Raw genomic sequence first — 12,231 nt, forward strand, 5'->3', positions numbered from 1 at the left:
ATCACGTGTTAAGCAGATAATATCTAAAAATTTATATTGCGGGTAAAGTACTATTAATGAGACAATCTATAAGTTAATGACTCGTTAATAAAAAAATTAGCTAGCAGTCTAAACAACCCAAAAAAACATAATGTTGAGTCTTAAACTTATTCTTATATTTTGACTAATATCAATTGATAAAGAATCAGACCGTTGCTCTCACTTTCAAATGCACCTCTACATATTTCCAGTCGCGAGACTGTATAACCAGACTCGAGGTCAAGTGAACAAAGACATAACCAACAAATTAAAAATAACTATAAAATATAAGAGTTTATTAAATGAAAAGAATGTTAATCAATGCGACTCAAGCAGAAGAATTGCGTGTTGCACTCGTAGATGGTCAGATGTTGTATGACCTAGATATTGAAAGCCCTGGTCATGAACAAAAAAAAGCAAATATTTACAAAGGTAAAATCACTCGTGTAGAGCCCAGCTTAGAAGCTGCGTTTGTAGAATATGGTGCTGAACGACATGGTTTCCTTCCTCTAAAAGAGATTGCCCGCACATACTTCCCTGAAGGTTATTCTTTTAAAGGACGTCCGAATATTAAAGACGTCATAAAAGAGGGTCAGGAAGTCATTATCCAAATTGAGAAAGAAGAACGCGGTAATAAAGGTGCGGCATTAACCACCTTTATCAGTTTAGCCGGTAGTTACTTAGTATTAATGCCAAACAATCCTCGTGCAGGCGGTATTTCACGTCGCATCGAAGGCGATGAACGAACTGAACTCAAAGAAGCGCTTAGCCACCTTAAACTACCCAACGGCATGGGACTTATCGTACGCACAGCCGGGGTAGGTAAAACGCCGGAAGAGTTGGAATGGGATTTAAATGTATTAGTTAATCATTGGCAAGCCATTGACGAAGCTGCCCGTGCTCAACCTGCTCCTTTTCTAATTCATAGAGAAAGCAATGTTATCGTACGCTCTATTCGTGATTATCTGCGCCGTGATATAGGTGAGATTGTTATTGATCATGCAAAAACCTTTGAACTGGCTAAAAATCACATCGCGATGGTGCGTCCTGACTATGTTAGCCGCTTAAAATTATACCAGGGTGAAGTGCCATTATTCACTCATTATCAGGTAGAAAGTCAAATAGAATCGGCTTTCCAGCGTGAAGTCCGTTTACCTTCCGGTGGTTCAATTGTTATTGATCCCACTGAGGCCTTAACCTCTATTGATATTAACTCTGCACGTGCTACACGTGGTAGTGATATTGAAGAAACTGCTTTTAATACAAATCTGGAAGCGGCAGAAGAGATAGCCCGACAATTACGCCTGCGTGACTTGGGCGGTTTAGTTGTTATCGACTTTATCGATATGACACCGCCTCGCCATCAGCGTGAAGTTGAAAACCGTATGCGTGAATCCGTTCGTCAGGATAGAGCCCGCATTCAATTAGGTCGTATTTCTCGTTTTGGTCTGATGGAAATGTCCCGTCAACGTCTTCGGCCTTCTCTTGGTGAATCTGCATCTCGTGTCTGCCCTCGCTGCCATGGTCAAGGTACCATCCGTGATAATGAATCGCTTGCATTAGCTATTTTACGACTAATAGAGGAGGAAGGCTTAAAAGAGAATACGGTACAAATTCAAGCGACTGTTCCGGTTGCCGTTGCCGCTTACTTATTAAATGAAAAACGTAAAGATGTGCAAAAAATAGAAAAACGTCATTCTTGCGAAGTTTATATCATTCCCAATGCGAACCTGTTAACACCGCATTTTGAAATTAAACGTACCCGTAAAGATGGCAAAGAAGATATCAATTACGATGCCCTTGAAAAACAACATACGGTTTATGTGCCTAATGTCATCAAAGATGAGCATAACAATGAAGCCGATCCTGTATTGTCTGGTTTTTCAAGTCCTAAACAAAAAACCACAGAAGAAAAAACAGTAAAGAAAGAGATAATTCCGGAGCCTAAAACAGTAGAAGCGGCAAAACCTTCTCTCTTTTCAAAAATAATCTCGGCGATATCTTCTCTATTCAATGATAGCGAAAAACAACTGCCTGTTGAGGAAAAAGAAGCACCGCCCGTTGCAGAGCCAGTCACTAATAACCGCAATAACCGCAACAACAGTCGCAATCGGAACCGTAATCAAAATCGCGCCGAGAAAAGTCGTACTACGCAAGCACCTACTGAAGCTAAAGCGACTCCCAACAAAGAGTCTGAACGCCCTAAAAAGCAAGAAACGTCAGTTCAACCTCCTGCAAATGAAGATGCAGTTGCCGTTCGCCGTAAACGTAGAAATATGCGCAAAAAAGTACGTATTCAAAATACGCGTGAAACAGACTCGTCCAGTGTAGAAGCGCCAGCTGTTAATGAGCTGGATAATAAACCCGCTGTTAATACGCCTAAAGTTAAAAAACCGGCAGCACCGAAAAGCAAACCGGTAAAAGCAGAAACAGCTGACACGGAACTAGCGGTAGAGGGTAATACAGCCCCAACAGCAGATAAAATTGAAACTGAAGAACATAAAGCAGTTGCAATTCCAAGTCGTCGTTCACGTTATCTGCGCAATAATGCCCAACGAAATAAAAAGAATATGACGCCTGAAAGTGATCAGGAAGAATATAACTTACCAACAGATCAGCAAGATCCGATAAGTAGTCGCTACCCAGAATCTGAAACTGTTGATAGTGAAGCTAAATTTGAGCCTGTCGCAGATCAAGCAATGGCCGAAATGGTAAGCAATGCTGAGCAGCAAGCTTCTATTGCACCAGAAATTGAAACGATTAAAAACACATCGACTACACAAGAATCTGTTGAGCAGATTCAAAAAAGCGTTAATGCAGCAATTCAAGAAGCTCAGCAAATTTCGTCTGCGGCCGAAACTGCTAAGGTTATTGAAAAAGCTGAAGTTAAAGAAACCCCTAACGTTAAAGAAACCGCTCCGGTTGAAGAAACCGCTGCAGTTAAAGAAACCGCTGCAGTTAAAGAAACCGCCGCAGTTGAAGAAACCGCCGCAGTTAAAGAAACCGCCGCAGTTGAAGAAACCGCCGCAGTTGAAGAAACCGCCGCAGTTAAAGAAACCGCCGCAGTTAAAGAAACTGCTCCAGTTAAAGAAACTGCTCCAGTTAAAGAAACTGCTCCAGTTAAAGAAACTGCTCCAGTTAAAGAAACTGCTCCAGTTAAAGAAACTGCTCCAGTTAAAGAAACTGCTGCAGTTGAAGAAACTGCTCCAGTTGAAGAAACTGCTTCAGTTAAAGAAACTGCTGAAGTTAAAGAAACTGAGCTTGCAGGTGCCACTATTAATGAAAAATCAATTAATAAAAACCAAGGAATAATCAGTAATCTTAAAAAATCTTCAGCATCTCCAATGACTAAAACAGTCAGTGGACCACTTGATACAAATGCTAACATAATGATTGTTGCCGCAACACAGCGACTAACAGTCACTAAATCAGGGCGCCCGGCTGGTAGCCGTTTTGCTACCAGTAGTGCGAGCAGTGAAACAGTTAAGGCAAAATTATAATAAATATTTAGTTAATAGGCTTTAACTATCAATTTAAACGGATATTTCAATGGAATATCCGTTTTTTTTACTGTGTTTTTTTTTCAGAGGGTTAATATTAGCCCTTATAACCTATCTCTCTTTATTCAAGGTGTCTTTATGAGCGAAACAAAACATCAAAAATTATTAATTTTAGGTTCCGGACCTGCCGGATATACTGCAGCAGTTTATGCTGCACGTGCCAATCTAAACCCTGTATTAATCACCGGCATGGAACAAGGTGGGCAACTTACCACAACAACTGATGTTGAAAACTGGCCGGGTGGTTCCGCTGATATGACTGGACCCGGTTTAATGGATAGCATGAAAGATCATGCGGAACGTTTTGATACTAAAATAATTTTTGATCATATCAATGAAGTAGAATTAACCAAGTCCCCTTTTACCTTAAAAGGCGACAGTGATACATACAGTTGTGACGCTTTAATTATTGCCACAGGTGCATCGGCAACTTACTTAGGTCTTGACTCAGAAGATGCATTTAAGGGACGTGGTGTTTCAGCTTGTGCTACTTGTGACGGTTTCTTTTACAAAAATCAAAAAGTGGCCGTGGTTGGTGGCGGTAATACTGCCGTTGAGGAAGCATTATATTTATCAAATATTGCATCTGAAGTACATCTTATTCACCGCCGCACTGGGTTTCGCAGTGAGAAAATATTGTTAGATAGACTCAATGCAAAAATTGCCAACGGTAATATCATTTTACATACAGACAGAACCTTAGATGAAGTATTAGGCGATGAGATGGGTGTAACTGGCCTGCGCTTAAAAGATACGCTGTCCGATAAAACTGAAAATCTAGAAGTAATGGGTGTTTTCATTGCCATTGGCCATAAACCTAATACAGGTATGTTTGCAGGACAACTTGAGATGAATCATGGTTATTTAAAAGTGCAATCTGGTAACGATGGAAACGCAACACAGACCAGTATTAAAGGCGTCTTTGCTGCAGGTGATGTCTGTGATCATATATATCGCCAGGCGATCACTTCATCTGGCACAGGTTGTATGGCAGCATTAGATGCTGAGCGCTACTTAGATAATCTTTAGTGATTAACTAACATATTATCTAACTAAAAAGGTAACCATTGGCTACCTTTTTTATAAAAAGTCACTGCAACATGTAAGCAACGGGGTTATTTTTTATCTTTACCAGTCTGCAACCTTCTTTGAATTGCACCTAACTCTATCAATGCATACTTATATTCAATAAACTCATGAATATTTGTCGCGGTACTTAATTTAAAGTAATAGACCGCTTTCTCTAAATGGCCTGACAATTGATGCCAATGAGCAAGATAAAAATAGGCCTCACATAGACGCTCAGCAAGTTCTTTATTGGTGTTAACACCATAAGAGAGACTTTCAAGAAAATCTTTTTCTGTTGTTCTGCCCGCTATCACATCAACGATTGCCCAGGCAAAGCGAGGATCATTACTTAATTGAGTTGATGATTTAAGTGTCTGTAACGCTTTTAACTGATCGACTTTACTGTTAATAATGAAACGCCACAAAACCCGATAGGGATCATTTTGATCAAGCGAATAGAACTTTTCAATATCATTCATCGCTAATTGATAACGTCCGATTTGATACAGCCCAACTGCCCTATGCAAATAACTGTATTGCATATTATCGGATAACTCTAATGCCGAATCAAAAGCATCAAATGCCTCATCATAGGATTCGGATAATAATAGATAAAGCCCTAAAAAGTTATAAGCATCTGCAAAGGTAGGATCAACACTCAACGCTTGGATAAAATCATAACGACTATGTGCTGCCAAGCCCATTCGGTCATAAATAACCCCACGTTCATAAAATAATACTGCGTACTGTCTTGCATCCAGATCTTTTTGTTCAACAAGTAATTGATTAATTTTTAACAATTTAACTTCATCTTGATAGTCTATTTGCACAGCTGTAGAGAGAGGGAATTTATTAATTACATTATTTTGCGTTGAAAAATCCTGCTCAGTATTAGGAAGGCTTTGGCAAGCTGTTAATGTAAATAAAATAGGTAAAACGAACAATAATGAACAATGAAATCTCATGAACAAACCCTTTAAGACAAGTGAGTTAAGAGTGAACTATAACAAGCTGAAAGTAAAGTTAGATATATTTTGAAATAAAAAAAGCACTGCATGCAGTGCTTTTTAGCTGTCCAATTTATCTACTATAAGGGGTCTTGATCTGCCCCCTCTTTTTCAACAACTTCTGGAATCATATGCTCACGGGAAATACCTAATTTAATTGCCAGTGCACTGGCCACATAAATGGAGGAGTAAGTACCCACGATAACACCAATCAATAATGCCGTTGCAAAACCATGGATCAATGCACCGCCAAAAATAAACAGTGAAATCAATACAAAAATAGTGGTTCCTGAGGTAATTAAGGTACGGCTTAAGGTCTGTGTAAGCGATTTATCGACAATATCATTTGAAGTTGCCGTTGTCAGTAAGCGGAAATTTTCACGTATTCGGTCAAATACTACAATAGTATCGTTGAGAGAATAACCAACAACAGCCAATAAAGCGGCTAATACGGTTAAATCCACTTCAATTTTAAATAATGAGAAAAATCCGAGTGTTATAATAATATCGTGTGCTAAAGCTAACACAGAGCCGCACGCCAAGCGCCATTCAAAGCGAATACTGACATAAATTAAAATACAGATAAGCGCAATAATAATAGCTAAACCACCGGAATTTGCTAATTCAGCCCCCACATTAGGCCCAACAAATTCAATCCGGCGCATATCCACTTGTCCGAAATCGGCATTCTGTAATGACTCTAGCACCTGAGTCCCGATAACTTCTCCTCGAACGCCTTCTCGAGGTGCTAAGCGGATCATAACATCACGGCTAGTGCCGAAATGCTGAACAACTGCATCGGAGAAATCATTCGATGCTAATACATCACGCACATCGGGTAATACAGCAGGTTGCTCAAAACCAACTTCAATAACAGTCCCACCGGTAAAATCAAGGCCCCAGTTTAACCAGTTAATACTTAACGCGGCAACTGAAGCGACAATTAAGAACATTGAAAACCAAGATGCCGGTTTCGAATATTGCATAAAAGGCAGCGTTTTTTTCGATTTAATTAACTCAAACATAATATTTCCTTGCGCTAGATTGATAGTTTCTTAATATCATTACGACCACCCCAGACAGCGTTTACAATAGCGCGTGTTCCAAAAATAGAAGTAAACATAGAAGTCGCAATACCAATCGCGAGCGTAACAGCGAAACCTTTAATTGGTCCGGTACCCACAGCAAACAAAATTAATGCTGTTATGAAAGTAGTAATATTCGCATCCGCTATAGTAGAAAATGCATTAGAATAGCCTTCATGAATTGCTTGTTGGATTGATTTTCCAGCAGCTAATTCTTCTCTAATTCTTTCAAATATAAGCACATTCGCATCAACGGCCATACCCACAGTCAAGACAATACCGGCAATGCCAGGTAAGGTTAATGTAGCCCCTGGGATCATAGACATAAAACCGATAATCATAACGATATTGAAGAGCAAAGCCGTATTGGCGATAACCCCAAATTTTCGATAATAAACAAACATAAACAAGACAACAGCAAGCATGCCATAGACCATTGCCTTAATGCCGTTATCTATATTTTCTTGTCCTAAACTCGGTCCAATAGTACGTTCCTGGACGATTTGAATAGGTGCAATAAGCGCACCGGCGCGCAGTAATAGCGCCAGATTATGTGCTTCTGCCGCGTTATCAAGTCCGGTAATACGAAAACTACGGCCAAGCTGCGCTTGAATAGTGGCTACATTGGCAACTTCTTCACGCTTTTCAATAATAGCCTTACCGTTCGGTTTTTTCTTACCTGTCGGTAAATACTCAATAAACAGGGTAGCCATTGGTTTACCAATATTATTTTTGGTAAAACGGGACATCATGCTGCCACCTTGCGAATCAAGTGAGATACTAACCTGAGGACGCCCCATATCATCACTGCCCGATTGTGCATCCACGATATGGTTACCAGTTAAAATAATCTGTTTTTTAACCACGACAGGGCGACCATCTCTCTCCTTATAAACAATTGATGAAGAAGGCAAACGTCCTGCTAATGCATCATTAATATTTGTTTCTGAGTCTACTGCATGAAACTCAAGTGTAGCCGTTGCACCCAGGATCTCTTTTGCACGTGCCGTATCTTGAATACCCGGTAATTGAACAACAATTCTGTCCGTACCTTGCCGTTGAACTAAAGGTTCAGCAACGCCAAGTTCATTAACTCGGTTACGAAGAATAGTCAAATTTTGCTGCAGAGCGTACTCTTTGCTCGCCTGCAATTTCTGCTCCGTCATTTCAATAGATAGAATATAACGGCCATTATCAACGGATTCAGAAAATTGGTAACCTGGATTATTAGGTTTTAAATAGTCAATGGCACTGTCCAAAATTGATTGCTCAGTGAATGTTACAAGTACACCCGTTGCGCTATTCGCTTTAGTGATACCACGAAATCTTATTTTTTCTGTCCGTAAATCGCCACGTAAATCCTGCACCATTTGCTCTTGTGCTTTACTGACGGCCTCATCCATATCCACTTCCATCAGAAAATAAACACCGCCGCGTAAATCAAGGCCTAATTTTAGTGGCCCGGCACCAATAGCTTCTAACCAGGCAGGTGTTGAAGGCGCCAAATTAAGCGCAGTAACAAAATCGCCCTCTAATTTTTCAATAATGGTTTCACGCGCTAATAATTGATCTTCACTGGATTTTAGACGAATTAAAAGCTGATCATTTTCAAGAACGGCACTTTTAGGAATGATATTTGACTGTTTAAGAATATCTTGAACGTCGCCCAACGTCGAAAGCTCGACTTTTGCACCACGGGTAGCAGATATTTGAACGGCAGGATCTTCTCCGTATAGATTCGGAGCTGCATAAAGTAAACTGATGAAAACTATAAATAAAAGCAGCAAATACTTCCACATAGGGTATTTATTTAACACTGTATTGTCCTTAAATGAAGCGCCTAATAAAATGATAACGAAGTAATGTTTGTCTCTTACTTCGTTATCTCTATTAAAAAAGCTGAATGTTTCTTAGATAGATTTAAGCGTGCCTTTTGGTAAAATAGCGGTTACATAATCTTTTTTAATTGAAATGATATTATTTTCATTTAATTCAATTTGAAGATAATCATTTTCAGTATTAACTTTAACAACACGCCCAATTAAACCACCTTGGGTTAAGACTTCATCACCTTTACCGATACTTTCCATTAGGCTTTTATGCGCTTTAGTACGCTTTGCCTGAGGACGGTAAATCATAAAATAAAATATTGCAGCGAAAACAACCATCATCAAAACAAAAGACATACTGTCTGTTGCTTGACCTTCACCTGCTGCATGTGCTTCAGAAATAAATAAACTCATTTTGTTACCCTTATAAATTAAAATTAAATATTATTGTTATAGCTAAATTTGTTAAACGTCCAGCATCGGTTTTTCTTTTCCGATGCGTTGATAAAACGTATCAACAAAGTCTTCTAATTTACCCTGTTCAATGGCTTCACGCAAACCTTTCATTAAACGTTGATAGTAACTTAAGTTATGGATAGTGTTTAATCGCGCACCCAGTATTTCTCCACATTTATCAAGATGATATAGATATGCACGCGTATAGTTTTTACAGGTGTAACAATCACATTCGGAATCTAAAGTAGTTGCATCTTCACGGTGTTTAGCGTTACGAATTTTTATCACACCATCCGTTGTGAATAAATGCCCATTACGCGCATTGCGAGTCGGCATAACACAATCAAACATATCAATACCGCGACGCACGCCTTCAACTAAATCTTCAGGTTTGCCAACCCCCATTAAATAACGGGGTTTATCCTCAGGGATTTTAGGCGCGATATATTCTAAGATGCGGTACATATCTTCTTTCGGCTCACCCACTGCAAGGCCACCAATCGCATAACCATCAAAACCTATATTGGTTAATCCATCTAAAGAAATATCGCGAAATTGCTCGAAACACCCCCCCTGAATAATACCAAATAAAGCATTCGGATTTTGTTGTTCATCAAAACGATCCCGACTGCGCTGCGCCCAGCGTAGGGAAAGTTGCATCGAAACATCCGTTTCTTCTTCTGTCGCCGGATAAGGAGTACATTCATCAAAGATCATCACAATGTCAGATCCTAAATCGTACTGTATATCCATCGATATTTCAGGTGATAAAAATACCTCACTACCATTAATAGGGCTACGAAAATAAACCCCCTCTTCTTTTATCTTGCGCATTTTACCTAAGCTAAATACTTGAAAGCCGCCTGAATCTGTTAAAATGGGGCCCTTCCAATTCATAAAATCATGCAAATCACCGTGTGCTTTGATGACTTTCTGACCGGGGCGTAACCACAAGTGAAAGGTATTTCCCAATAAAATTTCTGCGCCGGTTGCATCAACCTCTTCGGGCGTCATTCCTTTTACTGTACCGTAAGTACCCACAGGCATAAATGCGGGAGTTTCAACGCTGCCACGATCAAAGGTCAAACGGCCCCGACGCGCACGCCCATCAGTATTAATTAATTTATATTCCATGATTTTCCTTATCAGATAAACAATCTGATTATATTTTTGTTTGTTTTATCTATTTTATATATTTAAAGCAGTTAATAATTCAAAACAGGAACAACGACTGTTTTGCTTATATAACGACTGACTGTTATCTATTTGGTTTTTTTAGTTAAAAACATCGCATCACCATAACTAAAAAAACGATATTTTTCCTGAATAGCCACTTTGTAGGCATTATCAATATTTTCTTTACCCGAAAAAGCGGACACCAGCATCAATAGTGTCGATTCTGACAAATGAAAATTGGTCACTAGTGCATCAATTATCTGAAATTGATAGCCCGGGTAAATAAAAATGCTCGTTTCAGAAAAGAATGGGGCAAGGTCATTACCCATTTTAACACTCACTTGTGCTGCGCTTTCAACGGAACGTACAGAAGTTGTACCAACGGCAATAACACGCCCGCCTTTCGCTTTAGTGGTGTTTATTTTATCAATAACTTCTTGTGACACCTCGGCATATTCACTGTGCATTTGATGATCGAGTATATTATCTACTTTGACAGGTTGAAATGTTCCCGCGCCAACATGCAGTGTAACAAAGGCAAAATCAACGCCTTTATCCTGCAATTTTGTCATAACTGCCTGATCAAAATGAAGACCTGCAGTGGGTGCGGCAACCGCCCCCGGGTTTTTATTATAAACAGTCTGGTAACGCTCTTTATCGGCATCTTCATCAGGGCGGTCAATATAGGGAGGCAATGGCATATGACCAATTGACTCAAGGACTTCAAGTACTGTGCTGCCATGATCAATATGTATTTCAAATAAGGGTCCCTGACGTTTTAGCATCACAGCATCAATGCTATTTTCTAAACGTAATTTACAGCCTGGTTTTGGTGATTTAGAACTGCGCAGATGCGCGAGGAAACTTTTATCATCTAAGACTCTTTCAACCAGCACTTCTATTTTTCCACCTGTCTCTTTTTCACCAAAAAGACGGGCAGGAATGACCCTGGTATCATTAAAAATAAGTAAATCATTTTCATCAATAAGATCGACCAGATCAGTAAATTGTAGATGTTTTAACTCACCAGAATTCCCTTCCACCGACAATAAACGGCTAGCTGAACGGTCTTTCATAGGGTAACGAGCAATTAGTGCTGGCGGTAATTCAAAAGAGAAATCTGAAACTTTCATGCAAAACATTCCGGAAGGATAAATCGATGTAGTTTAAGGATGACAAAAGTGAAGTCAAGCGGGAGTAACTTAAAAAAGAAAAATGATGCCATAAAATAGTTAATTATAAATATATTTTACTTTATCGTATCTAGATACGCATCGATATTTCACCAGGGACAGAAGCAAGTCCTTGTACGCACTATTATTGCCTTGCTGATAATATTTAGAATAAAAAAAAGGAGACATATGTCTCCTTTAAAAATCTAATTACTTACAAGCAATCGAATTAAGCAAGTGCTTTTTTAGCAACTTCAACTAAATGAGCAAATGTTGCTTTATCAAATACTGCAATATCAGCAAGTATCTTACGATCGATTTCAACAGAAGCCTTTTTCAGACCATTGATGAAACGGCTGTAAGATAGACCGCTAATACGAGATGCAGCGTTAATACGCGTGATCCATAATTGACGGAATACACGTTTACGTTGACGACGGTCACGGTAAGCGTATTGACCCGCTTTGGTAACTGCTTGAACAGCTACACGATAAACACGTGAACGTGCTCCGTAATAACCTTTAGCTTGTTTTAATACTTTCTTGTGACGGGCACGAGCCTGTACACCACGTTTAACTCTTGGCATTTTTTATTCCTTACTTAAGCAAATGGCAACATTCTGCGGATTTGTGGTACGTCTACTTTATTTACCATGCTTTGTGCACGCAAATGGCGTTTACGCTTAGTAGACTTCTTAGTAAGGATATGACGTAAGTGTGATTGCTTACGCTTAAAACCGCCAGAAGCAGTCTTTTTAAAGCGCTTTGCAGCACCTTTGTTCGTTTTTAATTTAGGCATTGCGAACTCCGCATTGTTAAATTTTAAATTAAACCAGTAAGGCGAATGTTTATACCGCTGCA

10 protein-coding genes are annotated in these 12,231 nt (G+C 39.4%); 2 read left to right on the forward strand and 8 right to left on the reverse strand.

All coding sequences use genetic code 11. The features are described from left to right. The first annotated feature begins 320 nt into the window (after nucleotides 1-320). Both rne and trxB read left to right on the forward strand, forming a co-directional pair. Nucleotides 321-3,518 carry a ribonuclease E gene (rne, locus tag PING_RS11385; protein WP_011770509.1) on the forward strand — a complete coding sequence of 1,066 codons (3,198 nt, stop codon included), beginning with the start codon at nucleotides 321-323 and terminating at the stop codon, nucleotides 3,516-3,518. Nucleotides 3,519-3,656: 138 nt separating this feature from the next. Next, the gene (gene trxB, locus PING_RS11390) at nucleotides 3,657-4,607 is read left to right on the forward strand and encodes a thioredoxin-disulfide reductase (RefSeq protein ID WP_011770510.1); all 951 of its coding nucleotides are present in this window, start codon (nucleotides 3,657-3,659) and stop codon (nucleotides 4,605-4,607) included. Nucleotides 4,608-4,693: 86 nt separating this feature from the next. On the opposite strand, the gene nlpI is transcribed toward trxB, so the two are convergent. The 8 genes from nlpI to rpmI all read right to left on the reverse strand — a co-directional run bounded on the left by nlpI (nucleotide 4,694) and on the right by rpmI (nucleotide 12,169). Continuing rightward, nucleotides 4,694-5,611, reverse strand: a complete 918-nt coding sequence (nlpI, locus tag PING_RS11395; protein WP_011770511.1) for a lipoprotein NlpI — start codon at nucleotides 5,609-5,611, stop codon at nucleotides 4,694-4,696. 122 nt (nucleotides 5,612-5,733) lie between these two features. Then, entirely contained in the window at nucleotides 5,734-6,678 is a 945-nt protein-coding gene (gene secF / locus PING_RS11400; RefSeq protein WP_011770512.1) for a protein translocase subunit SecF, read from the reverse strand. 14 nt (nucleotides 6,679-6,692) lie between these two features. Then, nucleotides 6,693-8,555, reverse strand: coding sequence for a protein translocase subunit SecD (gene secD / locus PING_RS11405; protein WP_011770513.1), 1,863 nt, complete (start codon nucleotides 8,553-8,555; stop codon nucleotides 6,693-6,695). 93 nt (nucleotides 8,556-8,648) lie between these two features. Continuing rightward, the gene (yajC, locus tag PING_RS11410; RefSeq protein ID WP_011770514.1) at nucleotides 8,649-8,981 is read right to left on the reverse strand and encodes a preprotein translocase subunit YajC; all 333 of its coding nucleotides are present in this window, start codon (nucleotides 8,979-8,981) and stop codon (nucleotides 8,649-8,651) included. A 51-nt stretch (nucleotides 8,982-9,032) separates the two neighbouring features. Next, nucleotides 9,033-10,157 carry a tRNA guanosine(34) transglycosylase Tgt gene (gene tgt, locus PING_RS11415; protein ID WP_011770515.1) on the reverse strand — a complete coding sequence of 375 codons (1,125 nt, stop codon included), beginning with the start codon at nucleotides 10,155-10,157 and terminating at the stop codon, nucleotides 9,033-9,035. A gap of 128 nt (nucleotides 10,158-10,285) precedes the next feature. After that, the gene (gene queA / locus PING_RS11420) at nucleotides 10,286-11,332 is read right to left on the reverse strand and encodes a tRNA preQ1(34) S-adenosylmethionine ribosyltransferase-isomerase QueA (protein WP_041766429.1); all 1,047 of its coding nucleotides are present in this window, start codon (nucleotides 11,330-11,332) and stop codon (nucleotides 10,286-10,288) included. Nucleotides 11,333-11,600: 268 nt separating this feature from the next. After that, a complete protein-coding gene (rplT, locus tag PING_RS11425) occupies nucleotides 11,601-11,957 on the reverse strand; it encodes a 50S ribosomal protein L20 (protein WP_011770517.1) in 357 nt (118 codons plus the stop codon). A 14-nt stretch (nucleotides 11,958-11,971) separates the two neighbouring features. Further along, on the reverse strand, nucleotides 11,972-12,169 hold the full coding sequence (gene rpmI / locus PING_RS11430) for a 50S ribosomal protein L35 (protein ID WP_041767196.1): 198 nt from the start codon (nucleotides 12,167-12,169) through the stop codon (nucleotides 11,972-11,974). Nucleotides 12,170-12,231 lie beyond the last annotated feature (62 nt).

Origin of the sequence: Psychromonas ingrahamii 37 (assembly GCF_000015285.1) — a bacterium.
GTDB lineage: Bacteria > Pseudomonadota > Gammaproteobacteria > Enterobacterales > Psychromonadaceae > Psychromonas > Psychromonas ingrahamii.